This is a genomic window from Nocardia nepalensis, from assembly GCF_048910785.1.
Taxonomy (GTDB): domain Bacteria; phylum Actinomycetota; class Actinomycetes; order Mycobacteriales; family Mycobacteriaceae; genus Nocardia; species Nocardia nepalensis.
The window spans coordinates 670,970-696,200 of record NZ_JBKBET010000020.1; the positions used below are offsets into that span (position 1 = coordinate 670,970).

General features: G+C 67.3%; 28 protein-coding genes and 1 pseudogene. 19 read left to right on the plus strand and 10 right to left on the minus strand.

Annotation, left to right across the window (positions count from 1 at the left end):
• Positions 1–94: 94 nt before the first annotated feature.
• From ACHQ4I_RS14245 to ACHQ4I_RS14255, 3 genes are read right to left on the minus strand one after another with little or no spacing between them, the layout of a single operon-like run.
• Positions 95–1,699, minus strand: a complete 1,605-nt coding sequence (locus tag ACHQ4I_RS14245) for an FAD-binding protein (protein ID WP_420772181.1) — start codon at positions 1,697–1,699, stop codon at positions 95–97.
• A gap of 51 nt (positions 1,700–1,750) precedes the next feature.
• Entirely contained in the window at positions 1,751–2,011 is a 261-nt protein-coding gene (locus ACHQ4I_RS14250; RefSeq protein WP_420772182.1) for a hypothetical protein, read from the minus strand.
• A gap of 2 nt (positions 2,012–2,013) precedes the next feature.
• Positions 2,014–2,868 carry a PHP domain-containing protein gene (locus ACHQ4I_RS14255; RefSeq protein ID WP_420772183.1) on the minus strand — a complete coding sequence of 285 codons (855 nt, stop codon included), beginning with the start codon at positions 2,866–2,868 and terminating at the stop codon, positions 2,014–2,016.
• Positions 2,869–2,930: 62 nt separating this feature from the next.
• On the opposite strand from ACHQ4I_RS14255, the gene ACHQ4I_RS14260 reads away from it, so the two are divergent.
• Positions 2,931–4,007 (plus strand): magnesium and cobalt transport protein CorA, encoded by a 1,077-nt coding sequence (locus ACHQ4I_RS14260; protein WP_420772184.1) that lies wholly within the window; start codon positions 2,931–2,933, stop codon positions 4,005–4,007.
• A 42-nt stretch (positions 4,008–4,049) separates the two neighbouring features.
• On the opposite strand, the gene ACHQ4I_RS14265 is transcribed toward ACHQ4I_RS14260, so the two are convergent.
• From ACHQ4I_RS14265 to ACHQ4I_RS14275, 3 genes are read right to left on the minus strand one after another with little or no spacing between them, the layout of a single operon-like run.
• A complete protein-coding gene (locus ACHQ4I_RS14265) occupies positions 4,050–4,631 on the minus strand; it encodes a suppressor of fused domain protein (RefSeq protein ID WP_420772185.1) in 582 nt (193 codons plus the stop codon).
• Positions 4,632–4,636: 5 nt separating this feature from the next.
• The gene (locus tag ACHQ4I_RS14270) at positions 4,637–5,128 is read right to left on the minus strand and encodes a YflT domain-containing protein (RefSeq protein ID WP_330250104.1); all 492 of its coding nucleotides are present in this window, start codon (positions 5,126–5,128) and stop codon (positions 4,637–4,639) included.
• A gap of 12 nt (positions 5,129–5,140) precedes the next feature.
• Positions 5,141–6,097, minus strand: a complete 957-nt coding sequence (locus ACHQ4I_RS14275; protein ID WP_420772186.1) for an HpcH/HpaI aldolase/citrate lyase family protein — start codon at positions 6,095–6,097, stop codon at positions 5,141–5,143.
• Positions 6,098–6,161: 64 nt separating this feature from the next.
• Between ACHQ4I_RS14275 and ACHQ4I_RS14280 the strand changes: the two genes are divergently transcribed.
• The 9 genes and pseudogenes from ACHQ4I_RS14280 to ACHQ4I_RS14320 all read left to right on the plus strand — a co-directional run bounded on the left by ACHQ4I_RS14280 (position 6,162) and on the right by ACHQ4I_RS14320 (position 14,518).
• Positions 6,162–7,481, plus strand: coding sequence for a magnesium transporter MgtE N-terminal domain-containing protein (locus tag ACHQ4I_RS14280; RefSeq protein WP_420772187.1), 1,320 nt, complete (start codon positions 6,162–6,164; stop codon positions 7,479–7,481).
• Positions 7,474–8,064 (plus strand): DUF1003 domain-containing protein, encoded by a 591-nt coding sequence (locus tag ACHQ4I_RS14285; protein ID WP_420772188.1) that lies wholly within the window; start codon positions 7,474–7,476, stop codon positions 8,062–8,064. Before ACHQ4I_RS14280 ends, ACHQ4I_RS14285 begins: the two co-directional genes overlap by 8 nt.
• Before the next feature lie 118 nt (positions 8,065–8,182).
• Complete coding sequence (locus tag ACHQ4I_RS14290) at positions 8,183–9,634, plus strand: lytic transglycosylase domain-containing protein (RefSeq protein ID WP_420772189.1); 1,452 nt, start codon at positions 8,183–8,185, stop codon at positions 9,632–9,634.
• A gap of 140 nt (positions 9,635–9,774) precedes the next feature.
• Entirely contained in the window at positions 9,775–10,641 is an 867-nt protein-coding gene (locus tag ACHQ4I_RS14295; RefSeq protein ID WP_420772692.1) for a lytic transglycosylase domain-containing protein, read from the plus strand.
• Positions 10,642–10,661: 20 nt separating this feature from the next.
• Positions 10,662–11,798: an Mrp/NBP35 family ATP-binding protein gene (locus tag ACHQ4I_RS14300; RefSeq protein ID WP_420772190.1), complete on the plus strand. Its 1,137-nt coding sequence runs from the start codon at positions 10,662–10,664 to the stop codon at positions 11,796–11,798.
• A 224-nt stretch (positions 11,799–12,022) separates the two neighbouring features.
• Positions 12,023–12,307: pseudogene (locus ACHQ4I_RS14305) on the plus strand (DivIVA domain-containing protein); the annotation flags it as partial.
• 479 nt (positions 12,308–12,786) lie between these two features.
• Complete coding sequence (locus tag ACHQ4I_RS14310) at positions 12,787–13,332, plus strand: DNA-3-methyladenine glycosylase I (protein WP_420772693.1); 546 nt, start codon at positions 12,787–12,789, stop codon at positions 13,330–13,332.
• Between the two features lie 180 nt (positions 13,333–13,512).
• Positions 13,513–13,680, plus strand: a complete 168-nt coding sequence (locus ACHQ4I_RS14315) for a DUF3117 domain-containing protein (protein ID WP_011211259.1) — start codon at positions 13,513–13,515, stop codon at positions 13,678–13,680.
• On the plus strand, positions 13,667–14,518 hold the full coding sequence (locus ACHQ4I_RS14320) for a putative RNA methyltransferase (protein ID WP_420772191.1): 852 nt from the start codon (positions 13,667–13,669) through the stop codon (positions 14,516–14,518). The genes ACHQ4I_RS14315 and ACHQ4I_RS14320 overlap by 14 nt, the downstream gene beginning before the upstream one ends.
• A 7-nt stretch (positions 14,519–14,525) precedes the next feature.
• Here ACHQ4I_RS14320 and glgA read toward each other — a convergent pair whose 3' ends face one another.
• Complete coding sequence (gene glgA, locus ACHQ4I_RS14325) at positions 14,526–15,683, minus strand: glycogen synthase (protein ID WP_420772694.1); 1,158 nt, start codon at positions 15,681–15,683, stop codon at positions 14,526–14,528.
• A gap of 137 nt (positions 15,684–15,820) precedes the next feature.
• Here glgA and glgC point away from each other — a divergent pair, with 137 nt between their 5' ends.
• Complete coding sequence (glgC, locus tag ACHQ4I_RS14330; protein ID WP_420772192.1) at positions 15,821–17,035, plus strand: glucose-1-phosphate adenylyltransferase; 1,215 nt, start codon at positions 15,821–15,823, stop codon at positions 17,033–17,035.
• Between the two features lie 6 nt (positions 17,036–17,041).
• Here glgC and ACHQ4I_RS14335 read toward each other — a convergent pair whose 3' ends face one another.
• The 3 genes from ACHQ4I_RS14335 to ACHQ4I_RS14345 form a co-directional block, all read right to left on the minus strand.
• Positions 17,042–17,245, minus strand: coding sequence for a hypothetical protein (locus ACHQ4I_RS14335; protein ID WP_420772193.1), 204 nt, complete (start codon positions 17,243–17,245; stop codon positions 17,042–17,044).
• A gap of 88 nt (positions 17,246–17,333) precedes the next feature.
• Complete coding sequence (locus tag ACHQ4I_RS14340) at positions 17,334–17,588, minus strand: hypothetical protein (RefSeq protein WP_420772194.1); 255 nt, start codon at positions 17,586–17,588, stop codon at positions 17,334–17,336.
• Positions 17,589–17,710: 122 nt separating this feature from the next.
• Positions 17,711–18,343, minus strand: coding sequence for an O-methyltransferase (locus ACHQ4I_RS14345; RefSeq protein ID WP_420772195.1), 633 nt, complete (start codon positions 18,341–18,343; stop codon positions 17,711–17,713).
• A 355-nt stretch (positions 18,344–18,698) separates the two neighbouring features.
• Between ACHQ4I_RS14345 and sigE the strand changes: the two genes are divergently transcribed.
• The 8 genes from sigE (at position 18,699) to ACHQ4I_RS14385 (ending at position 25,171) form a co-directional block, all read left to right on the plus strand.
• Positions 18,699–19,334 (plus strand): RNA polymerase sigma factor SigE, encoded by a 636-nt coding sequence (gene sigE / locus ACHQ4I_RS14350; protein ID WP_420772695.1) that lies wholly within the window; start codon positions 18,699–18,701, stop codon positions 19,332–19,334.
• An 88-nt stretch (positions 19,335–19,422) separates the two neighbouring features.
• Positions 19,423–19,809: a zf-HC2 domain-containing protein gene (locus ACHQ4I_RS14355; RefSeq protein ID WP_420772196.1), complete on the plus strand. Its 387-nt coding sequence runs from the start codon at positions 19,423–19,425 to the stop codon at positions 19,807–19,809.
• A 10-nt stretch (positions 19,810–19,819) separates the two neighbouring features.
• A complete protein-coding gene (locus ACHQ4I_RS14360; protein WP_420772197.1) occupies positions 19,820–21,421 on the plus strand; it encodes a S1C family serine protease in 1,602 nt (533 codons plus the stop codon).
• Positions 21,422–21,477: 56 nt separating this feature from the next.
• Positions 21,478–21,894 carry a Sec-independent protein translocase protein TatB gene (gene tatB / locus ACHQ4I_RS14365; RefSeq protein WP_420772198.1) on the plus strand — a complete coding sequence of 139 codons (417 nt, stop codon included), beginning with the start codon at positions 21,478–21,480 and terminating at the stop codon, positions 21,892–21,894.
• A 190-nt stretch (positions 21,895–22,084) separates the two neighbouring features.
• Positions 22,085–22,939 carry a hypothetical protein gene (locus tag ACHQ4I_RS14370; RefSeq protein WP_420772199.1) on the plus strand — a complete coding sequence of 285 codons (855 nt, stop codon included), beginning with the start codon at positions 22,085–22,087 and terminating at the stop codon, positions 22,937–22,939.
• A gap of 233 nt (positions 22,940–23,172) precedes the next feature.
• Positions 23,173–23,736: a hypothetical protein gene (locus ACHQ4I_RS14375; protein WP_420772200.1), complete on the plus strand. Its 564-nt coding sequence runs from the start codon at positions 23,173–23,175 to the stop codon at positions 23,734–23,736.
• Between the two features lie 43 nt (positions 23,737–23,779).
• The gene (locus ACHQ4I_RS14380; RefSeq protein ID WP_420772201.1) at positions 23,780–24,004 is read left to right on the plus strand and encodes a hypothetical protein; all 225 of its coding nucleotides are present in this window, start codon (positions 23,780–23,782) and stop codon (positions 24,002–24,004) included.
• 90 nt (positions 24,005–24,094) lie between these two features.
• Positions 24,095–25,171 carry an XdhC family protein gene (locus tag ACHQ4I_RS14385; RefSeq protein ID WP_420772696.1) on the plus strand — a complete coding sequence of 359 codons (1,077 nt, stop codon included), beginning with the start codon at positions 24,095–24,097 and terminating at the stop codon, positions 25,169–25,171.
• Positions 25,172–25,231 lie beyond the last annotated feature (60 nt).

Genomic DNA, 25,231 nt, shown 5'->3' on the forward strand with positions numbered 1-25,231 from the left:
ATCCCGGTCGAGCGTCATCTTTCGAGGGTAGGTCGCTGGAATTACCAGGGGGTAAGCAGAAACTCGCAGTTCGGCAGCGGTATCCGGTGAGCTGTCACAACGGGAGCGGATCGCCCGTGGTGAGCTCCCGCGGCGCCGCCGGCTCGGGCATCATGTCGGCAACTCGCGGCGCGGGCGGATGCGTGTCCGAGCGTACCCAGACCGTGTCGAGACCGCCCGAGGTCAGCCGCACCCGCCAATCGGCCACCGCGCCGGGATGATCGGTGCGCCGGTGCATTCCGCGGCTCTCGGTGCGCGCCAGGGCACTGTATTTGGTCCAGCGCGCCACCGCCAGTAGTGCCGCCGCCTGCCTGGCTCGCAACCGATCCACGCCGAATCCGCCGAGGTCGAATTCGGCGCCCGGCCACATGGCGTCGAGTTCGGCGATGCTGTCGCGCAGACTGCCCGCGCTGCGCCAGTAGCTGCGCCGCAGCGGCAGCGTGTGCTCTTGGACCAGGCCGACCACCGCGCGCGGATCGATTCGGGCCACCGGATTCAGTCCGGCGCCCGTCACCTCGCGCACCGGACCGATCATGCCGCGACCGCGTGCGAACCGCGCCGCGCCCTTGCCGGCCCACACCCCCGAGGCGATGGCCCAGGCTCCGTCCTGACCGCCGAACCCGCCGACCGCGCCGGTGATCGGCTCGCGCGTCGTCACATCGCCCGCGCCGTAGAGTCCGGCGACCGTGGTCGCACAGTCCGCCCCGGCTATGCGCAACCCGCCGGTCCCGCGCACCGTGCCCTCCAGCACCGCGCGCAATGGCACCCGGCGGGTGCGATCGACCAAGCCCTGCCGGGAGAGCCAGCGCCGGACCGCGTACGGCACATCGTCCAGGGCCGCGTAGATCCGGCGGCCATCGGCGATCGCGGCGAATGCCGCGCAGCGGTGACCGGTTATCTCCGCGCCCGATTCGTCGTAGAGCGTCGCGAATTGCAGTGCCAGCCCGGGCACAAAGGGCGCGTCGCGTGGTGACGGCGAAACCGGCGCGAGACCATAGGCACTGGAGAATTCCATGCCCGACAAATGCGCGCCTGCGTCGGCGGCCAATAGCAGTCCGTCGCCGGTGTCCACATCGGTGCCCGCGCCGCCGGAGAGGAAGGCGCAGCCGCCGGTGGCCACGACAACGGCCCCCGCCCGAATTGTCCATGGGCGAAAACTCTTGTGCTGCTGGACGCCGACCGCGCCGGCCACCACACCGTCGCGATCGACGAGCAGTTGCAGCGCGGGATGGTGATCGAGAATGCACACCCCGGCATCGAGCAGACGGCGCCGCATCCGGCGCAGATAGCTCGCGCCGTCCAAGCACACGCGCAACGACATCCCCATGGAATCGGGCCCATTGCCCGCCCCCGGAAACCGATAACCCCACTCCACCAGCTGTTCGACCCGTCGATGCGTCTCGTCGAGCACCCGCAGTATCCACTCCGGTTCGGCGAGCCCGCCACCGTGCGCGTACGCGCGCCGCACCGCCTCGTCCCTGGCGGGTCCGGGCGGGATATTCCACAGCGATGTCGTCCCGCATGCGGTGGGTCCGCTGGACCCGCAGCGGCCCTTGTCGACGAGCACTACCCGAGCGCCCGCGGTGGCGGCCGAGACGGCGGCCCAAGCCCCGGCGGGACCGCCGCCGAGGACGAGCACGTCCGTATCGAATTCGGTCACAAAGAAAAATGTTCGGCCACAATTCACGCGGCCGCAAGCATTACCGAAATATCAGCTCCACCACTGCGTCCAGAGCAATAATCCGGCGACAACGAAAACGACCATTGATCCAGAAAAGGCTGCCAAACCACGATGCCGGTCCGAAAAAATCTGTGCGCCAATGCCGATTACGGATGCGGCAATATGCCATGTCACCGATTCCCCACCCGGTCCGGGAAAGTCGCGGCGGGCGGCGATGACCGCGGTGCCGGCAACGACGAGGGCGAGCACGAACATCCCACCGGCGACGATTCCGCTGAGTCCGCGCAGCACTCTCACGAGGTGATCACCGGAACTCCCGTTGCCTTGCCCGCCAGTTCCTCGAATTGTGCCGGGTCGGTGGTGAATTCGCCGAGCCGGATGGTCTTGTTGGCGCCGTGATAGTCCGAGGATCCGGTGGTGATGAGACCGAGTTCGGCGGACAGGTCCACCAGCAGGGCCCGGTCGGCCGCGGAATGATCCGGATGCGCGATCTCCAGCCCGCCGAGTCCGAGCGTGGCGAGTTCGCGAATATCGTCGAGCGCCAGCAACCGGCCCCGCTTGCGCGCCCTGGTATGCGCGAGCACACTGACGCCGCCCGCGGACGCGATCATCTCGACGGCCCGTCGCAGCGGCGTATCGGCCTTCTCGGCGTAATAGGGGCCGTGCGGGGCCAGCAATTCGGTGAAGGCCGCGTCCACACTCGGCACCACACCGGCCGCGACGAGCGCGCGGGCCAGGTGCGGGCGCCCCGCCGACGGTCCGGCCGAGGCCAGCACGGCGTCCGGATCGATGGGTAGTCCGTCGGCCCGCATCCGCTCGGCCATCGCGCGCAGCCGTTCGACCCGCTCGGCGCGCAGGCGGTCGCGCTCGTCGGCGAAACTCCGATCGGTCGGGTCGAAGAGATAGGCGAGCAAATGCACCGGAACCGGCCAACCGTCCTCGCCGAGACCGACGCACGACATCTCCATGCCGCGCACCAGCGTCAATCCCTTCGGCAGCGCGTCGACCGCCTCGCTCCACCCGGCGGTGGTGTCGTGGTCGGTGATCGCGACGACGTCCAGTCCCGCCGCCGCCGCGTTCCGGACTAGTTCGGCCGGGGTATCGGTGCCGTCGGACGCGGTCGAATGGGTATGCAGGTCGATGCGCACGCCTTCTTTCTTACCGTGCGCTCGTCAGGAGGACGCACGCGCAGGCGACGTAGCATCGGTCGGTGCCATCGATTCCCCCGCTACCGTCGTTCCGCAGCCAGGCCAGAAGGGCGGCGCAAGCACCGCACATACCTGTGCCGACCGCGCGTGCGGTGGTCGATTGCGCGGTCTACATCGACGGTGAACGACTGCCGGGACGGTTCACCCATGCGGAGGCGTTGGCCGAGGTCGACAAGCGCGGCACCGGATATGTCTGGGTCGGACTGCATGAGCCCGACGAGTACCAGATGGCCGATATCGCCGAAACCTTCGGCCTGCACCCGCTGGCCGTCGAGGATGCGGTCCACGCCCATCAGCGACCCAAACTCGAGCGCTACGACGACACCCTGTTTCTCGTGCTGCGCACCGTCAGCTACGTCCCGCACGAAATCCACAGCGTCAGTGAGATTGTCGAGACCGGCGACATCATGGTCTTCACCGGAGCGAATTTCGCGGTAACCGTGCGCCATGGCGAGCACACCGGATTGGCGGGTGTCCGAAGGGAATTGGAGTGCCATCCCGAACAGCTCGGGCTCGGCCCCGGGGCGGTGCTGCACGCGGTCGCCGACCATGTGGTGGATTCCTACATCGATGTGGCGCAGGCGGTCGAGAACGATATCGACCAGATGGAAGAGGAGGTCTTCACCCCGCGCAATACGGTGGCCATCGAATCGATCTATCAGCTCAAGCGCGAGGTCGTCGAACTGCGCCGTGCGGTCAATCCGCTGCAGGTTCCGTTGCAACTGCTGGGCCAGAAGCCGGATCTTCCGCTGCCCAAGGAGATTCGGCGCTACATTCGCGATGTCGCCGACCACCACACCACCGTCGCCGAGCGCATCACCGACTTCGACGATTCCCTGAGCGCATTGGTCGGCGCCGCACTGGCCAAGATCGCCCTGCAGCAGAACACCGATATGCGCAAGATCTCGGCCTGGGTCGCCATCGCCGCCGTGCCGACGATGATCGCGGGCATCTACGGCATGAACTTCGACCATATGTGGGAGCTACACCAGAGGTGGGGCTATCCAGTGGTGCTCGGCGTCATCGCACTCCTGTGCACCGGGCTGTACCTCACCTTCCACCGCAACAACTGGTTGTAGCGAAAGACGGTGCTGTTTCCGGGCTTTCGCCGGGCAGCCGACTCAGAGATTCGCGGCTCCGCGGCCCGGATCGTAGACATCGATTCCGGCCTCCGCCCACGCATCACGCAACGCCTGCGCACCACGCACCCGCACCCAGGCCGCCTCGGTCGCGGTCACCGGAACCACCGCGAAGTACCGCACCGGCTGGGCGGGTTCGGGCAGCTCCACCTCGGGAATATCGCTCTCGCCCAACAACACCGCGGTGAACGGCGCATCGCGCCACATCGGCTCGCCCAGGTCCAGCAGCGCATCGGCTTGCAGCACAACGCCTTCCACGGCGGGCGCCGCGACGAGCACGCCGAGTGTGCGGGCCAGTCCGGAACTCGGGCCGACACCGGCACGTAGCGTCATCACCAGTTCGGCGCGCGGTCCACGCACCGGATCGGCGTGCAGGTCACTGGGATCGCCCATGGGATGGCGTGACCCGCCGAGGGTCACGTAGTGCACCAGATCCTCGCCGGGGATGCGCAGGATTTCGATGGGCTCCAACCCGAGGAAGGTCACCGACGCGGAATCGACCCCCGTCGATGTCGCGCCGAAGTGGTCCAGCACCTCGGTGCGGACTTTGTCCACTACTTCCATGCCGCTCAGATCGCCAACCGCGCCAGCATGTCCCGAGCCTGCTCGGCCGACTTCGGGTCGCACAGCACGTCATAGCGGCCGGCCACCAACTGCATGGTGGAGGCGAAGTCGCGCTGTCCCTTGGTCGCCGCGTACGGGATCGAGGTGGAGATGACGCCGAAGATGATGCCGCCGACCAGGCCGACCAGCACCGGCGCGAAACCGCCGCTGGTGGTGAACAGGCTCAGCAGCAGGCCGAGGAACAGGCCGAGCCACGCGCCCGAAACCACCCCACCGCCGATCACCTTGCCCCAGGTCAGTCGGTACAGCACGCGCTCGACCTGCATGAGGTCGACGCCGACGATGGTCACGTCTTGCACGGGGAACTGGTTGTCGGCCAGGAAGTCGACCGCCTTCTGCGCCTCGGCATAGGTCGGATACGAGCCGACCGGCCAGCCCGATGGCGGCGTCGGCAGACCCTGCCGCGCGCGATTCGAGTTCCCCAGGGGATTCGTCATATCTCTATTCTGCTATTCCGAACCGATGTTCGGGGGTGTGAAACGCGTGGTGCGCGTCATTGCCGCGGCCCGGCCCTTATCGGCGATTACCTGAGCCATCTTCGCGCTGGCCTCATCGATCATTTCGTCACCGAGCATTACCGCCCCGCGCGCACCGCCTTTTTCGGAGGTGTGGAAGGCGTAGGCGTCCAGAATCAGCTCGGCGCGATCGTAATCGGCCTGGCGCGGACTGAAGATCTCGTTCGCGGCCTCGATCTGTCCGGGATGCAGCACCCATTTGCCGTCGAAACCGAGTGCGGCGGTGCGCCCGGCCGCTCTGCGGAATCCGTCGATATCGCGAATTTGCAGGTAGGGACCGTCGATGGCCTGCAGGCCGTGCGCGCGGGCGGTGAGCAGGATGGTCATCAGAATGTGGTGGTAGGCGTCGCCGGTGTCATAACCCTCGGGCTGTTCACCGACCACCAAGGTGCGCATATTGATACTGGCCATGAAGTCGGCCGGACCGAAGACCAGCGCCTGCACCCGCGGGCTCGCGGTGGCGATCTCATCTATATTGCGCAAACCCATGGCGTTCTCGATCTGCGGTTCGATGCCGATCCGGCCGACCTCGAGCCCGCTCGCCCGCTCCAACTGGGTGAGCAGCAGATCCAGTGCCCGCACCTGACCGGCGTCGGTGACCTTCGGCAGCAGGATCGCGTCCAGTGCGGCACCGGCGCCCTCGACCACGGTGATCACATCGGCGTAGGTCCATTGGGTGGTCCAGTCGTTGACCCGCACCACCCGCAGCTGGGTCCCCCAGCCGGAGTCGTTCAGCGCCGCCACGATATTCGCCCTTGCCTCGGCCTTGGCGGCGGGCGCCACCGCGTCCTCCAGATCGAGGAACACCTCGTCGACCGGCAGCCCCTTGGCCTTATCGATCATCTTCTTGCTGCTACCGGGGCAGGCGAGCACCGAGCGGCGCGGCTTCATGATCACTCCCGTCGATCGTGGCTTGGTGCGAAGACCGGTCCGCGAACCCTCTAACCTGACAACCATGGCAGCAACCAGGGTGTACGTCGCCAGACTGGCCGGGCTGGTGGTACTCGGCCCGGACGGCGAGTCTATCGGCCGCATCCGTGACGTCGTCGTGGCCATCCGCTACGACCGCCAGCAGCCGCGCGTGCACGGCCTGGTCGTCGAATTGCCATCGCGACGGCGGATTTTCGTGCCGATGCTGCGGATCACCGCGATCGAGCCCGGCTCCGTCACGCTCAATACCGGCACCGTGAGCCTGCGCCGCTTCAACCAGCGTCCCGGCGAGATGCTCGCACTCGCCCAGATCGTCGATTCCTCGGTGCGCGTTGCGGATCCGGATCTGCCGGACGTCGCGGATGTCGATGTCCTGGTCGTCGATCTCGGTATCGAACAGACTCGGACCAGGGATTGGCGGGTGACCAGGGTCGCGGTGCGCGGACACCGCAGGCTCGGGCGCCGCCGCACCGTCCACGTGGTGGACTGGATCCAGGTCAGCGGACTGACCCCGTACGAAATCGGCAGGCCGGGCCAGGACGTCACCCAATTGCTCGAACAGTTCGAGGGCCTGCGCCCCGCCGACGTCGCACATCTACTACGCGAACTGCCGGAGAAGCGGCGCATCGAGGTGGCGATCGCGCTCGACGACGAGCGACTCGCCGACGTGGTGCAGGAGCTGCCCGATGACGATCAGGTCGATCTGCTCGGCCACCTCGAGGTGCGCCGGGCCGCCGACGTGCTCGAGGCGATGGATCCCGACGACGCGGCCGACCTGCTCGGTGAACTGCCGACGGGCGAGCGGGAATCGCTGCTGGCACTGATGGATCCGGAGGAGTCCGAACCGGTCCGCCGACTGCTGCAGCACTCACCCGATACCGCGGGTGGTCTGATGACCCCGAAACCGGTGATCCTGACCCCGGCCACCACCGTCGCCGAGGCGCTGGCCCGGGTACGCAACCCGGATCTGACACCCGCACTGGCCTCGATGGTGTTCGTGGTGCGTCCACCGACCGCCACACCGACCGGCCGGTTTCTCGGTTCGGTCCACTTGCAGCGACTTTTGCGCGAACCTCCGGCACATCTGGTCGGCGGCATCCTCGACACCGATCTGGCCCCATTGCGCCCCGATCTCCCGCTGGGTGCGGTGACGCGCTACTTCGCGACCTACAACCTGGTCTGCGGGCCGGTCGTGGACGAGGAGAACCACCTGCTCGGTGCGGTCAGTGTGGACGATGTGCTCGACCATCTGCTGCCCGAGGATTGGCGTGAGCAAGAGGATACGGCGCACGATATGGCGCACGAGGCGGCCGCTGGGCACAAGGGGGTAGCCGACGGTGAGTGAGAAGACTCCGGCGCGCCAGCGCCTCGAGACGCCGATGGAATCCCGGTTCCGCTTCGACTACGACGCCGAGGCGCTGGCCCGCTCCAGCGAGCGGGTCGCCAGATTCCTCGGCACCGGCCGCTACCTGGCGATCCAGACCATCGTGGTGATCGTCTGGATCGTGCTGAACGTCTCCGTGATCACGCTGCGCTGGGACCCGTACCCGTTCATCCTGCTCAACCTCGCCTTCTCCACCCAGGCCGCCTACGCGGCGCCGCTGATCCTGTTGGCGCAGAACCGACAGGACAACCGCGACCGCGTGTCGCTGGAGGAGGACCGGACCAGGGCCGCGCAGACCAAGGCCGACACCGAGTTCCTCGCTCGCGAACTCGCCTCGCTGCGGATCGCGATCGGTGAGGTTGCTACCCGCGACTATTTGCGCCGCGAACTGGAGGAAATGCGGGAGGTGCTGGACCGGATCGAGGCCGCCGGATCCACGGATGCCGTGTCACACTCGGATAAACCCACAAAGGCGCATCGCAAGAAAAGCTCCGGCGGAAAGCCCGGTGCAGTGCAGGTTTCACCGCCAGTTGCTGACGATTGACAGGAAATGCTCAATAACATTCTGACCCACGGGTAACCTGGACGACGTTGTCCCGAGCCACCGGGCAGGGGATGTCCCGGACAGAAGCTCCCACGACGTCGAGGAATGGTGTGGCCGAATGCGAATCTCTGCTCCGATAACCGTCTCGGCCCTGGTCGTCGCCGGTTTGGTCGCCACAGGATCAGCCACCAACGCTACTCAGTCCAGCACTCCGGACAAGGCTCCGGAGGCCATGCTCGCCGCGTCGACCGGCTCGGCCGCCGCCGATGGAACATCCGGCAACGCGACAGACGTGCCATTGTCTCGGACAGTTGGTCTCCTTTCGGTCACACCGGAGGCTCCCCGCAAACTTCGAGCAATGACTCCGCTTGCCGATGGCACACCATTGTTCGCGGGTTCGGTGCCGTTGCAGGAGATCTCGCTTCCGGCCACCGGCGGCGCGCTCGGCATCCCGGAAATCGTGCTCGCGGCATATCGCAATGCCGAACTCGCGCTGGAATCCTCGATGCCCGGCTGCGGCCTGTCGTGGAGCCTGCTCGCCGGTATCGGCCGGATCGAATCGGGACACGCGGGCAGCGGCCGCACCGACGCCGCGGGCACCACGGTGACCCCGATCTTCGGCCCGGCCCTCGACGGCCACCTGCCGGGCAACCAGGTGATCAAGGCCGCCGACGGCACCGCGGTGCGCGCCATCGGCCCGATGCAGTTCCTCCCGGGCACCTGGAGCCTCTACGCCGCCGACGGCAACGGTGACGGTGTGGCCGATCCGCACAATGTCTTCGACGCCGCGCTCGCCGCGGGCAAATACCTCTGCTCGGGCGGGCTGGACCTGCGCGATCCACAACAGGAACTACGCGCGGTGCTGCGCTACAACAACTCGCTCGCCTACGCCGCCAACGTGCTGAGCTGGTCGGCGGCCTACCGCACCGGCGGCACCCCGAGCCAGGTGGCCATCTCCCCCGATCTAATCCCGCCGGGCACCGCGCCGATCACCGCGGGCGCGGACATGCTGGCCGTGTCCACCACGACACCGACCACCACGACCACCGAACTGCCGCCGAATACGGTCACCACGCCGACGCCGACCGAGGTGATGATCACCATCCCCGGTCTGCCGCCGATCCCGTGCGGCATCTTCTGCCCGCCGCCCGCGGCACCCAAGCCGCCGTGCGATCCGCAGCAGGTGGTCCCGGCGCAGCAGCCCGCGCCCGGCGATCCGGCCCAGTCGCCGGTCGCACCGGCGCAGACCTTCGGTGCGGGCAATGGCGAGCCGAAGGATCCCGAGCACCCGGATCAGCCGCAGCCGCAGCCACAAGCCGCCAACTGCACCCCGGCCCAGCCGGGTGCGGCCCAGCCGGGTGCGGCCCAGCCCGCGCCCATGCCCAATCCGCATGTTCCCGCGCAATCGCCGGGTGAAGCAATGCAGACCACGCCGGAGAAGACGCCGGAGCCCGGCCTGCCCGATGCGGCGGAGCCGACACAGACACAAGCCGCGACGCCGCCCGCGCCGGGCATCACATTGCCGTTCGGCATCGTTATCCCGCTGCCCGCACCGGCCCCGCAAGGCTGATACCAGGACTGATTCCCTGCCCGTGACGCCACGCTCGGACCCGATAACGAAGCAGTAACAAAAAGGTCTCGAATGGAGTAGCCTCTACTTCGTCCATGACGAAGGGCTCGTTGCCGAGCCAACTGGAGGGTCACCGCACAGTGGGGCGTCACCGAAAACAGTCGCCTGCGACAATCAAGCGCAGCTCCGTTATCGCATTGACCGGACTGGTTCCCGCTGGGCTCGTGGCAGTCGCCGCGTCCGCGGGCACTACCGATCAGACCGCATCGTCTGTCTTGCAACATATTCCGGGGGACGATCAAGACGATCAGGGGCCCAGACCCGCGGCCGTCGCCGAACCAGCAGCGACGGCCGAATTCGTCGCTAACGCAATGGCAAAGCAGGCGCCGAGTGCGCCGCCGATCGTGAAAACCGTTGCGCTGCCCGATGGTAGGCAGCCGGCCGCGCTCCCGGCCGGCCCGCTCGGCGTTCCTGGCGTCGCCGTCGCGGCCTACCAGAACGCCGAACGCACCCTCGCCGCCGAGAATCCGGCCTGCGGGATCCCGTGGTATCTGCTCGCTGGCATCGGCCGGGTCGAATCGACGCACGCCTTCGGCGGCAAGGCCGACGCGGACGGCAATCCGCTGACACCGGTCTACGGTCCGGTACTCGACGGCAGCCTGGCGGGCAACCACGTCATTCGCGATACCGACGGCGGCGCGCTGGACGGACTCAGCGGATACGACCGCGCCATCGGCCCGATGCAGTTCCTGCCGGAGACCTGGAAGCGCTACGGCGCCGACGGCAATGGCGACGGCATCGCCGATCCACAGAACCTGTTCGACGCGGCGCTGACCGCGGGCAAGTACCTGTGCGACGGCGGGTTGAATATGCGCGATCTCGCCCAGCAGACGCGGGCGATCCTGCGCTACAACAACTCCATGGCCTATGTCGCGAACGTGATGGCGTGGGCCGGTTCCTACGCCTCCGGCATCGCGCCCAAGCCCGGTGACCTGCCGCGAATCTGACACAACGTAAAATTGCTGCCATGCCAGTGGTTACGGAAGCGGATGTGCGGGGAGCCCTCGCGAAGGTCGACGACCCGGAGATCCGTAAACCGATCACCGAACTGGGCATGGTGAAGAGCATCGCGATCGGTGCCGATAGCAATGTCCATATCGAGGTCTACCTGACGACGGCGGGCTGCCCGCTGCGCACCGAGATCACGCAGCGGGTCACCAAGGCGGTGGCCGATGTCGCGGGCGTCGGCGCCATCACGGTCGAACTCGACGTGATGAACGACGAGCAGCGCACCAATCTGCGCAAGCAGTTGCGCGGCGACTCCGCCGATCCGGTGATCCCGTTCGCCCAGCCCGGTTCGCTGACCCGCGTCTACGCGGTGGCCTCCGGTAAGGGCGGCGTCGGAAAGTCCAGTGTCACAGTCAATCTGGCCGCCGCCATGGCCGCGCGCGGGCTGTCGGTCGGTGTGCTGGACGCGGATATCTACGGACACTCGATCCCCCGGATGCTCGGCACCGACGCACGCCCGACTCAGGTCGAGCGGATGATCATGCCGCCGCAGTCGCACAACGTGAAGCTGATCTCCATCGCGCAGTTCACCCAGGGCAATACCCCGGTGGTGTGGCGCGGCCCGATGCTGCACCGGGCACTGCAGCAGTTCCTCGCCGACGTGTTCTGGGGCGACCTCGACGTGCTGCTGCTCGATCTGCCGCCCGGCACCGGCGATGTCGCGATCTCCATCGCGCAGCTGATTCCGAATGCGGAGATCCTGGTCGTCACGACCCCGCAGCCCGCGGCCGCCGAGGTCGCCGAGCGCGCCGGTGCGATCGCGCTGCAGACCCGACAGCGCATCGCCGGCGTCATCGAGAACATGTCCTGGCTCGATCTGCCCGATGGCAGCCGGATGGACCTCTATGGCTCCGGTGGCGGCGAGTCCGTCGCCGAACGCCTGACCCGCGCGGTGGGCGCCAATGTGCCGCTGCTCGGTCAGATTCCGATCGAACAGGCATTGCGCGAGGCCGGTGACGAGGGCACCCCGATCGTGTTGCGGGATCCGGAGAATCCGGCCGCCAAGGCGCTGCTCGAGGTCGCCGACAAACTCGCGGTGCGCCGTCGCGGTCTCGCGGGCATGTCACTCGGCATCGATACGACCCGCCACCTCTGAGCACCGGTCGGCTCGCCACATCGCTTGGTGTACGGCGTGGCCGCCCTGCGGCGGCACCGCGATCGGACCCGGTTTTTGGGGCTGCGACCAGCACCACGCCGGCCAGGGATCTACTAGGCGATGGCACAGCTCGGTCGGCTGAGCACACAGCACCGGCAATTCGACGTCCAATTTCCGCAGGGCGGGCGATGCCAGGTATCGGTGTCGGCCAATAAGCTCGGGGCATGCTCACGCTGCTGTTGTACGTGCTGATTGTCGGCTTGGTCGCCGCGGTGTTGTTCTTGCTCGCCAGTGCGGTGTTCGGGCGGGCCGAAGAACTCGGACCGCTGCCCGAGGGAACGACGGCGACCGTCCTGCCCGCCGAGGGCATCAGCGGCGCCGATGTGCGCGCACTGCGATTCCAGCAGGTGGTCCGCGGCTATAAGGCGGGCGAAGTGGACTGGGCGCTGACCCGACTCGCGGCCAGAATCGACGAACTGCAACTCCAACTGGCCGAAGCACGCGCCGCCCAAACCCCGAACGTCCAACTTCCGCCCCAACACCCGACCACGCAACCCCCGCAGCCACCAACCGCCCAACCACAGGCCGCGACAGCCCTGCCGAACGGCCCGCTCGCCCAGCCACCGGCGACGACCGCCCCGCCGAACGGCACCCTTGCCCAACCGAACGGCTCGAGTGTCCCGCCGACACCGAGCGGCCAGCCCCAGCCACCGACTGCCCAACAGCAGGCCACGGCCACACCGCCGAACGGCACGACCGCCCAGGCCCAGCCGCCCACCGCCCAGCCGTCCGCGGCTCCGCCGCAGACGCCGACTGCCCGGCCGCAGGCACCGACGGCACAACCATCGGTTGCCCGGCCGCAAGTGCCGAACGTCGGCGAGCAGGCCGCGCCGAACGGCCCGGTTACCCAGCCGCCGAGCGCGCAGCTGCACGCGCCGATGGGGTTGGAGACGAAGTGACTGCCGAGATCGTTGGAAGCGCGGTGGACATCGAGTCCGATGGCAAGATTCGCTGTCCGTGGTCGGAGGGGTCTCAGCTCTATCGGGACTATCACGATCACGAGTGGGGTAGGCCGCTGCACGGGGACGACGCGATGTTCGAGCGCATGTGTCTCGAGGCGTTCCAGTCGGGTCTGGCGTGGATCACCATCCTGCGCAAGCGTCCGGCCTTCCGTAGCGCATTTGCCGGGTTCGCGATCGAGCGGGTGGCCGCCTTCGGTGACGAAGATGTGGCGCGGCTGCTCGCCGATTCCGGCATCGTCCGCAACCGGGCCAAAATCGATGCGGCGATCGCCAACGCGCGCGTCGCCGCGGGCCTCGATATCGGACTCGACGAGTTGATCTGGTCCTTTGCCCCGGCCCCGCGGCCACGCCCGCGCGCGATTGCCGACGTGCCCGCGACCACTCCCGAATCCGCAGCTCTGGCAAAAGAATTGAAGCGACGCGGGTTCCGCTTCGTCGGCCCGACCACCGCCTACGCGCTGATGCAGGCGACCGGAATGGTCGACGACCACCTAGCCGATTGTTGGGTCTAACGTGATCCGCTCAACACAGGCCGAGCGGTCACATTTCGAACTCAGGTATCCGTCCACTCCGGCGATAGGGAAGAATGGGACGGGTGTAGCTCGCCAAATGCCGGCGAGCTCACTGGTTGGTGACAACTGGAGTTCCAAGAAAGTGCGCAGCATATCGCGCAGATCTGGAGGGAGCAGAGGATGGCGGCCATGAAGCCCCGCACCGGGGACGGTCCCCTCGAGGCAACCAAGGAAGGGCGTGGAATCGTGATGCGGGTTCCACTCGAGGGTGGCGGGCGTCTGGTCGTTGAGCTCACGCCGGATGAAGCGGCAGCGCTCGGTGACGAACTGAAGAGTGTCACCAGCTAATCCCCCACTCGCTGAGGTGGCCGGTCTGCTGGCCTGTCCGGAATGCGGCTCCGGTATGGAGTCGCGCGATCGGGCGCTGCGCTGCGGACTCGGGCATAGTTTCGACATCGCCAAGCAGGGTTACGTCAGTCTGTTGACCGGCGCGTCGACGAAGATGACCGGCGATACCGCGGCGATGCTGGACGCGCGCGCCGCGTTCCAGGTTGGGGGGCATTTCGCGCCGATCGCCGACGCGGTGGCCGCGGCCGTCGCGGCCGACGATTCATCCGGCCCGGTGCTCGACGAGGATGCGGTGCTGGAGGTCGGCGCCGGGACCGGTTATTACCTGTCCGCCGCCCTCGATGCCGTCCCGGCTCGCGGGATAGCGTTGGACGTGGCCAAGCCCGCGGCCAGACGCTGTGCCCGCGCACATCCGCGTGCCGCCTCGGTACTCGCCGACGCTTGGCGCGGTCTGCCGGTTCGCGACGGTGCGCTGCGACGCGTGGTCTCGGTATTCGCACCGCGCAATCCGAGCGAGGTCGCCAGGGCCCTCACCGCCGACGGCCGATTCGTCGTCGCCACCCCTACCCCACGGCACCTGACCGAGCTGATCGATCCACTCGGGATGGTGACGGTCGACCCGGACAAGGACCGACGACTCACCGAGGCCATGTCGGGCCACTTCGCCCCCATCGACCGCACCCTCGTCGAGTACTCCATGAAACTCACCCCCAGCGACGTCCGCAATGTCGTCGCGATGGGTCCCTCCGCCCACCATGCGACCCACCTCGACGCCCTCCCGGACGCCGTCGAGGTAACCGCCTCGGTCCTGATCGCGACCTACCGCCCCCACCGCTGACAGCGGGTCAGTGCTTGCGGACGCGGTCGTAGATCGCGACCGTTTGGGCCGCGATCTGGAGCCAGTCGAATTCGGCGATGGCGCGATGGCGTCCGGCGGCGCCGAATTCGGCGGCGAGCGCCCGGTCACCGGCGACCTCGTTGACGGCCGCGGCCAGGTCCTGTTCGTACTGCCGCACCGCATTCGCGTCGTAGTGCACCAGGCGACCGGTCTGCCCGTCCACGACCACCTCGGGAATGCCGCCGACGTCGGAGGCGACCACCGCGGTCGCGCACGCCATCGCCTCCAGATTCACGATCCCGAGCGGCTCGTAGACCGAGGGGCAGACGAAGATTGCGGCAGCGGCGAGGATCTGGCGGATCTGCTCGGTCGGCAGCATCTCGCGCACCCAGAACACATTGCCGCGCGCGCGGCTCAATTCGGCGACCGCGGCGGAAACCTCGGCCTCCAGCTCGCGGGTGTCCGGCGCGCCAGCGCACAGCACCAACTGGATATCCGGATCGAAGTCGCGGGCCGCCGCGAGCAGGTGCCCGACACCCTTCTGCCGGGTGATGCGACCGACGAAGGCCACAATCGGGCGATCGGTGCGCACCCCCAATTCGCTCAGGATCGGGCGAGATCCCTCGACGGGTGGTCCCGGATGCCAGGCGGCCGCGTCGATGCCGTTGTGCACCACGTGGACCCGGTCCGGATCGATGGTCGGATAGGCATCGAGCACATCGTGGCGCATACCCTCGCTCACCGCGATGATCGCGTCGGCGTATTCGACGGCATTGCGCTCCGACCACGAGGACAGGCGGTAGCCGCCGCCGAGCTGTTCGGCCTTCCACGGGCGCCGCGGCTCCAGCGAATGCGCGGTGAGCACATGCGGGATCCCGTACAGCATCGCGGCGAGATGTCCGGCCAGCCCGGTGTACCAGGTATGGGAGTGCACCACATCCACCTGACCCGCGGCATCGGCCATCCGTAGCTGGGCCGACATCATCTGTACCGCGGCGTTGGCGGCGTAGAGCATCGGATCCGGTTGGTGCACTATGGCATCCGTGCGCGGCACACCCATGCAGTGCACCGTCACCTCGCACAACTGCCGCAACTGCGCAGCCAACTGAGTGACGTGCACGCCCGCCCCGCCGTATACCTCGGGGGGAAATTCCCGCGTCAACATCGCCACGCGAAGCCGGTCGTGATCACCGGCTCCCGCCCCCGCACCCGCGCCGCCCGTGCCGAAACTCACGGCTTCAAACTAGACGTTCACTTTGGCATGGGCCACCTGTACCCGGGTGGCGCGGTAGTTTGGCAGATGTGAGGAGCCAGCCGCACGTACTCGGGATCGTGCTCGCCGGTGGCGAGGGTAAGCGCTTGTTCCCACTCACCGCGGATCGAGCCAAGCCAGCGGTCCCCTTCGGCGGTGCCTACCGCCTGATCGACTTCGTACTCAGCAATCTGGTCAATGCGGGCTATCTGCGGCTGTGTGTGCTCACCCAGTACAAGTCGCATTCGCTGGACCGGCATATCTCGCAGACGTGGCGGTTATCGGGTTTCGCCGGTGAATACATCACTCCGGTGCCCGCACAGCAGCGGCTCGGCCCGCGCTGGTACACCGGCAGCGCCGACGCGATCATGCAGTCGCTGAATCTGATCTACGACGAGGATCCCGATTACATCGTGGTCTTCGGCGCGGATCACGTGTACCGGATGGATCCGGAGCAGATGGTCCAGCATCACATCAACTCCGGTGCGGGCGTCACCGTCGCCGGTATCCGGGTGCCGCGCAGCGAGGCGAGCGCATTCGGCTGCATCGACTCCGACGAGTCCGGGCGGATCATCCAGTTCCTGGAGAAGCCCGCGCATCCGCCGGGCACACCGGACGATCCGAACGTCACCTTCGCCTCCATGGGCAACTACGTCTTCACCACCAAGGTGCTGGTCGATTCGATCCGCGCCGACTCCGACAACTCCGATTCCGATCACGATATGGGCGGCGACATCATCCCGGCGCTGGTCGCCGCGGGTGAGGCCGCGGTGTACGACTTCGCCGACAACGAGGTGCCCGGCGCGACCGAACGCGACCGCGGCTACTGGCGTGACGTCGGCACCATCGACGCCTTCTATGCGGCCCATATGGATCTCGTCTCGGTGCACCCGGTGTTCAACCTCTATAACAAGCACTGGCCCATTCGGGGCGCGGCGGAGAATCTGCCGCCCGCGAAGTTCGCGCAGGGCGGGCTCGCTCAGGAATGCGTGGTCGGAGCCGGCTGCATTCTCTCGGCCGCGACCGTGCGCAATTCGGTGCTCAGCTCCAATGTCATGGTCGACGACGGCGCGACCGTCGAGGGCAGTGTGCTCATGCCGGGCGTGCGGATCGGGCGCGGCGCGGTGGTGCGGCGCGCGATCCTGGACAAGAACGTGGTCGTCGGTGAGGGCGAGATCATCGGCGTGGATCTGGACCGGGATCGGGATCGCTTCGCGGTCAGCAACGGCGGCGTGGTCACCGTCGGCAAGGGCGTCTGGGTCTAATTCTCGCTACGGGGCATTCGTCGGGCAGAACGGCGCGCAAGCGCCGGGAGTTTTCGGCACGGTCGTCTTCGGCGACTTATCGCCGAAATCGGCGGTGACAACCAGCAGCATCAGGATCACGGCGAGACCGAGCACGAGCATCAGCACGATTGCGGACCGCCCCCAATTGATCGGGCGCGGTTCTCGATAATCGTCGTCGCCGCCGAACATCCCCGAACCCTTCCCCGGTGTCCACCCGGGACATCCTCTACTCCTTATACCCAGTCGGCAGCGGTTTTGCGCGGAATATTTCCGACGGTTATCGCGGGCCGGGTTGCGGTGGCGCGACGGTGGCCGTGCAGAACGGTTCGCAGGGCCCGGGAGTCGGCGGGACTTTTGTCCGGTCGGTGCCGAAATCGGCATTGCTGACCCACACCAGGACCATTACGGCCAGCACCATGACGAAAATCAGAAAGCCGAGTGCGGGCAGCAGACAACCGCGTGATCGTCCCTCTCTGATCGTGTGGCGCATATGGCCGACTTCGAGGATCTGGAATCCGCGCTCCCACATCATGGGCGTACCTTGCCGTCGTCGAACTCTGGCATCGGTTCGAATACCCGGCGCACGGCGGCGGAATCAGCATGCGGCGAACGAAATCCGCACGCTCCCAACGTTTATCGGTAGCCGGTCGGTTACTAGCCGCGCGACGCGCAGAGCAGACCGTCGCCGACCGGAATCAGCACGCTGGTGAGTTCGGGATCCTCGGCGATCGCCCTGGTGGCCGCGCGCACAGCCTGGGTCGCCGGATCGCGCTGCGCCGGATCCGGAACCCGGCCGCCGAGCAGAGCATTGTGCAGCAGGATCGCGCCACCGGCGCGCAGCAGCCGCACGGCCTGCTCGACATATTGCGGATGCTCGAGCGGGGCCGCATCGATGAAGACCAGGTCATAGGCACCGTCGGCGAGCCTGGGCAGCACATCCAGGGCACGGCCGTTGATCAGCCGGGTGCGCGCGGGCGGGATGTCCGCGGTGCGGAATGCCTCCTTGGCCGCTCGCTGATGCTCCGGCTCGGAATCGATGGTGGTCAGGGTGCCGTCCTCGCGCATGCCATCCAGTAGCCACAGGCCGCTGATCCCCGCGCCCGTCCCCACCTCGACCACCGCTCGGGCGCCGAGGAGCTGGGCATACATGCTCAGCAGGGCGCCGACCGAGGGTGGTACGGGTACCGCACCGAGTTCGGTGGCCCGCTCGCGCGCGCCGATGAGGACCTCGTCTTCCACGACGGATTCCTCCACGTAGGAGAGATTTCGCTCCAGATTCGATGCCACGCCTATGAGGCTAGGGCACGAAGTCGCAAGTTTGGTTCATCGGTGAAGCGTTATCCCGTGCTCGAGCGATTAATTGATTGGTTGGGGGCGGGCAAAGATTCTCAGGTGTCCCTCAGGATCTCCATACCCCGGGCATATCGAGGCAAGAAAGAGTATGGGCAAGCAAGACCAGCTGACCGCCCGGTGCGGGGATACGGGAACAACGACATACCGTTCGTCGGTTGTATCCGTACGTGACGATCCGAGACCCGGATCGCTATCAGGTCCGCAACCACGGTCCCGAGTAGGAGGTATCACCATCCACATGGTCGATGCGGCGCGCGAGCACGCCACCCTGCCAGCGCAAGCCCTGCCGATGGAAGCTGCGCAAGCCCCGATGGAGGCCGATATGAACGACGACATCATCGATGTCGAGCTGACCGGCACCGCGGCCTTCGACGCGACGGGCGACCGTTCGGCGATGCCGTCCTGGGACGAGTTGGTCCGCGAACACGCCGACCGGGTATACCGGCTGGCCTACCGTCTTTCCGGCGACGCGCAGGACGCCGATGATCTGACGCAGGAGACCTTCATCCGGGTGTTCCGCTCGCTGTCGAATTACCAGCCGGGCACCTTCGAGGGCTGGCTGCACCGCATCACCACGAACCTGTTCCTGGACATGGTGCGCCGCCGCAACCGGATCCGGATGGAGGCGCTGCCCGAGGATTACGACCGGGTGCCCGCCGATGGACCGAGCCCGGAACAGGCCTATCACGACGCCCGGCTGGATCCGGACCTGCAGTCCGCACTGGATTCGCTGGCCCCGGAGTTCCGCGCCGCGGTCGTCCTCTGTGATATCGAGGGTCTGTCCTATGAGGAGATCGGCGCGACGCTCGGTGTCAAACTCGGCACCGTGCGCAGCCGCATCCACCGCGGCCGTCAGGCACTGCGCGACTACCTTGCGCATAATGGAAGTGAGCAGCGGTTCACCGCTGACGCGAACATAGGGTGATCCGGCGGGAGCCGAACTTCACCCGGCGGCCGGATATCCGTCCGGCCGCGCGCTATGGATGTTGTCGGGTTGGAAGGGTGAGCACCGAATGAGTGGCGACGCCAGCACGTCAGGTCGTCCCCGTTTCCGTCCCACCGAACATCTGGCCAGCGAGGCGATCGCGGCCTACGTGGACGGCGAACTGCGGATGAATGCCTATCTGCGTGCCGCCCAGCATCTGTCCGTGTGCCCGGAGTGCGCGGCGGAGGTCGAGGCACAGCAGCAGGCGCGGATCGCGCTGCGCCGGGCCGGTCAGGTCTCGATTCCCACCGACCTGCACGACAGCCTCACCCGCATTCCGCTCGCCGAACTGCCCGGCGGTGCGACGAGCGCGACCTCGCAGCCAACCAACGGAAGCCCCCGCAACGAGGCGGTTTTCGGTTTTCTGACCGATTCGTTCACCGCGACCCGGTGGACCACCTGGTGGCGCAAGTAGAGTTTGCCGAGTGACCACCGAATCGACGAATTCCGGGCCGTCGGAATCGCGGCCCACCACAGGCGACGCCACCGATTCGGCGGCCAGTAGGGGGAAGCTGGGTTCACCCACCCCGTCGGCTTCGCCGACCGGTAGCCCCCTGAGGCCGTCGGACGCGCCCGTGCTCGGACCGCGCCCGGTCGTCCGGCCGCATGTGGACAGTCACACGGCGCGCGCATTCCGCCGCCCGTCCGGTCAGGCCGGTTCATTCTCCGAACAGCCGAAGTCCGCGACCGGTTCGCCGGTCCAGCAGGCAGGCCCGGAACTGCACAACAGCCCGCCCGACGCCGTACTGGCCGAGGCCTTCGGCCGTCCGGCGGGCTCCATCGAACTCCTGCAGCGTGATCCGGACGCCGCCGATCAGTCCGCGCCGGTCGCCGGTCCGGGCGATCCATGGCGCGATCCCGATGCCACCGCGCGCCTGGGCACGCCCGCCGTACCGACGCCGCGGGCCGCCCCGCTGCCGCAGGCGCAGAAGCTCTCGGCCAGGGAGGTGCTGTTCGGCTCCCGGGTGGCGCCCAAGGCGCTGGCCCTGCTCGCCGTCGTCGCGCTGGCCATCGGTGTGCTCGGCGGCCTGGTCGGCCGGCTGACCGCGGAAGCGACGTCCCCGTTGACCTCGCGCAAGGTCGCCCTATCGCAGACCGGCGAAATCGAGCGCCCGCACGGCCTGATCGCCAAGGTCGCCAATGCCGTACTGCCCGCGGTGGTTTCGATCCGGGTCACGGTCGGCGACAACGGCGCGACCGGTTCCGGTGTCGTCATCGACGGCCAGGGTTACATCGCGACCAACAACCACGTGATTTCGATGGCGGCACAGGACAAGTCGAACCGGGCCGCCATTCAAGTGACCTTCTCCGACGGCAGCCGGGTGCCCGCGCACATCGTCGGACGCGATCCGAAGACCGACCTCGCGGTGCTGAAGGTCGATGTGAAGAATCTCACGGTCGCCAATCTGGGCCAGTCCAAGGACGTTCAGGTCGGTGACGATGTGCTGGCGATCGGTTCGCCGCTCGGCCTGAGCAAGACCGTCACCTCCGGCATCGTCAGCGCGCTGCATCGCCCGGTCGCGCTCTCCGGCGAGGGCAGCGATACCAAGGCCGTCATCGACGCGGTGCAGACCGACGCCTCGATCAACCCGGGTAACTCCGGTGGCGCGCTGGTGGACATGGAGGGCCGGGTCATCGGCATCAATACCGCGATCCGCAGTGAGACCGGCGGCTCGGTCGGCCTCGGCTTCGCGATTCCGGTCGATATGGTGACCTCGATCGCGCAGACGATCATTCACGAGGGCCAGGTGCACCACCCCAAGATCGGCCTCAGCGCGCGCAGCAAGCAGGTCGCCAACGAGGTGATGAGCGGCGCCGCCGTCGCCGACGTGGAAGCCGGCGGTCCGGCGGCCAAGGCCGGAATCGTGGAGAACGACGTCATCGTGAAGATCGGCGACCGCGAGGTGACCGGTCCGGATGAGCTGGTGGTCGCCGTACAGCAGCGCAAGATCGGCGATACGGTGAACGTGCAGTTGATCCGCGATGGCAGGCAGGTGGACGTGCCGGTCACGCTGGAATCGGACTGAGCGCGCGGGGGGAATCCGGCGGGGCTGCGGCGCCTATGCCCAGGTAGCCTGGACTCGTGTTCAGCAACATCAGCTGGGGCGAGATGGTGATCCTTCTCGTCGCCGCCCTCGTGATCCTCGGCCCGGAGCGACTGCCCGGGGCGATTCGCTGGACCACGCAGAGCCTGCGCAAGGTTCGCGACTACGCCAGCGGTGCGACCCAGCAACTGCAGCAGGAACTCGGCCCCGAATTCGAGGATCTGCGTAAGCCGCTGGCGGATCTGAACGAGCTGCGCCAGATGTCGCCGCGCCAGATGGTCACCAAACATCTTCTGAATGGCGACGATTCGGTTTTCCGCGACTTCGAGAAGGCGATCCCGGATAAGCAGGACCTGCTCGGCACCAGCAGTGGCATGCCGGACTACCCGATGCCCAAGCTCGAAAAGCCGTTGGAGCGCAACGAACGTCCGCCGATCGACACCGACGCGACCTGACATCGGCCGCGCCTTCGGCGCGCGTGCTCGCGACCCCCTGGCCTCGCGGCTGACCCTTTCGAGTGGCCTGCAAGCAGTCGCTTGCGGCACCGTCGAGACCCGCTCCGTGGTGGTTGCCAAGGGCTGCAACGGGTCTGTCGTGTCAAGAAGACTAGACGCTTGATCGTGTCGAGCTGTCTAGACTTCGCACATGTCGGCCGATGACGTGGCGCGCGTTTTCGCGATCGAAGATAAAGTCGAGCGACTCAAGGCGGCCACCGATGGGGTGGCGGCGGCCCAACAGACCATCAACGAACTAACCCGCATCCGCAGAGCGGTGATCAGGGAACTTCATGCCGAAGGCTGGACCTTCGCCAGAATCGGTGCGGCGGCGGGACTTTCCCGCGCGCGGATCCACCAGGTGAGTACGCAGGGTCCCGCACCGGAAGGTCTGTTTTTCGGGCACGGGTCGCTCACGGTGATCGCCCCCGAGGTTCGTGGTGGTCGGGTGCTAGGCGCTCCGGATCCGAGTGCGGCACAGCGACTCGTCGAGCTGCTGCGCGAACTCGGCTTCACGGCGTCGGTCGAGCACTTCCTGCCGGGCCGACCCGTCGATCTGAATCGCGACGGGCTGATCGTGCTAGGCGGGCCCGAACTCTCCCCCAGCGTGCGTCAGCTGATCGCGGCGGATCCGCGGCTGCGGCGCGCGGTGGCCCGGGCCGGGGACGCCCGTCGTGGCATCGAGGATCGCGCGGCCAGACGGGTTTACCGGCCGGGCGGCCCGGAACCGCACGACATCGCCTACATCGCCCGCCTCCCGCGCCCCGACGGCCGCGGCACCGCCCTGATCATCGACGGGCTGCATCCGCCGGGCTCGCTCGGCGCGATCCGTTTGCTCGCAACCAGATTGGCCACGCTGCACGAACGCGCTGCCACACATCTGTTTTCGGTGCTCGTCGCGGTGCGCTACGACCGCGCCACCGGAGAACCGGTCGATGCCGATCTGCTCACGCCGGTGTATCGGCACGACGCCGAACCCAGATCGATCTCCGGCCTGAGACGCTGAGTTGTTCGACTACCGGACACTTTTTGGCAATCGATAGATATCGGCGATCGACGCGCAGGTCCCAGTTCGGCTGAGCCACCATTTATTCGCTCGTACCCAAAGAAGCCAGGTAGGCCACAGAAGTTCGCTACGAAACCGTGATGCGTCACACATCACCAAGACCTTCCATGTACGCCCGGTTACAGTAATGCTGGATTAGCTAGTTGATAACCAATGGCGGTAGGTGGGTCCAGATGAATGTTCCGAGTCCGATACGGGCGCGTTCCGCGTGCACGGCCGCTCGGCCCGAACTCGGGTTGGGCTTCGATCTGGACGAGGGCGGCCCGACGGTGCAACCGGTGATCACCACCCACTGCGTGACCTACAGCGATCGACTGAAGGTCTTCATCGGGCCCGGCGACTCCGTGGTCAGTTTCCTGCGTCCGCTGCGCAGGCTGGACGGCTACACCTCCTATTCGGTGAACCTCACCCGGCTGCCGCACCCTATGCCCGCCGCCGAGATCACCGCGACGATCGGCGCCGCACCGGGTACGAACTCCGTGCATTGCGTCGGCTCGGCCGATGTGCTGGCCATCGAACTGCGCACCACGGTCGACGGGACGCCCCGCCGCTACATTCTCGGGCTGCCCGGGGAGCGCCTCGGTTATCCGGGCGTCGACGTGCCGAATGGGCCCGAACTGCTGCGCGTCTACCCCGACGAGGTCTTCGACGCCGAACATGCCGCGGAGATATTCGCGACCTACTTCCACACCGGCGATATCCCGTCGGGCTTCCAACTTCGCGAGGTCGTCGAATGACGGTCACCCACAACAGCACTGGCAACCACCGGAGGGTACGGCGATGAACGTGATCGTGATCGTGAGTGTCGTGCTGGTCGTCATCGTGATCGCCGCCGTGGTCACCACGATGCTGCGGCCACGCACCGAGCCCACCCACCTGACCGTGGCCGATTTGCAGGCGCGTCTGGCCGAGGAGGCCGAGCGATTGCTTTCGGAAGGTCCGGCGGACGAATCCACCGAGAGCGCGCAGACCGCCGCACCGCAGGACCTCGGCCGCATCGCATAGCAACTGGTCGGTAGCTAGGCTGGATGGCAGTGCTGTCGTTCAGGTCGACTCCGCATTCGGTAGGGATCCGCCAGGGAAAGGATCGTGGCCGTGCGCACAATGCTCGAACAGTTGGTGGCGCTGGCCGATCGGGGGCCGGTGGCCCTGGCCCGGATCGTGGACGCGACCGGGCCCGGACCGCGCGAGCCCGGCGCGGCAATGATGGTTACCGCGCAGGGCGAGGTGCTGGGGTCGTTATCGGGCGGTTGTGTCGAGGCCGCGGTGGTCGAGTCGGCGCGGGAGGTGCTGGCCAGCGGGCACGCGGTATCGGATCGGTTCGGATATGCCGAGACCGACGGTTTCGCGGTGGGTTTGACGTGCGGGGGTGAGATCGAGGTCTTCGTCGAACGCATCGACCGCGCACGGCTGCCGGTGCTGTGCGCATTGCGGTCGGCGATCCAGGCGGGCGAGCCGGTTGCGCTGGCCACCACCCTGGACGCGGCCCCGGATTGGAAACTCTTGCGGCCCGGCGATTCCGAGCCGTGGCGCGGCGTCGACCGCGACGCGCGAGCGCTGCTCGTCGCCGGACACAGCGGCGTGGTCGGCTCGGACGAATGCGAGACGGTCCAGGCCCCGCGGCCCCGCGTGTTCGTGCAGACCTTCGCCGCCCCGGCCCGCATGATCCTGGCGGGCGCCAACGATTTCGTCCGCGCCCTCGCCCGCACCGGCCGTCAGCTCGGCTACCGGATTACGGTCGTCGACGCCCGCGAAACCTTCGCCACCCCAGCCCGATTCCCGTCCGCACACGAGGTGGTCGTCGACTGGCCGCATCGCTATCTGGCCGCCGAGCACGCCGCCGGACGCATCGACGAGCGCACCGTGGTCTGCGTGCTCACCCACGACACCAAATTCGATGTACCGATGATCGTGGCGGCGTTGGGAATCCAGGAAATCGGTTTCGTCGGCGCGCTGGGCTCCCGGCGCACCCACAACGAACGCATCGAACGCCTCCGCGCGTCCGGTGTCACCGACGATCAACTGGCACGCCTGAAAAGTCCACTCGGCCTAGACCTCAACGCGCACACCCCCGACGAGACCGCCATCTCCATCGCCGCCCAGATCCTCGCCGAACGCGGCGGCGCGTCGGCCCGGCCGCTCGTACGAACGGATGGACCGATCCACCACTGAACGCCCCGCGATGGCACCCGGATCCGGATAGAGCAACCGGCCCGCCGCTCGACAGCGCCG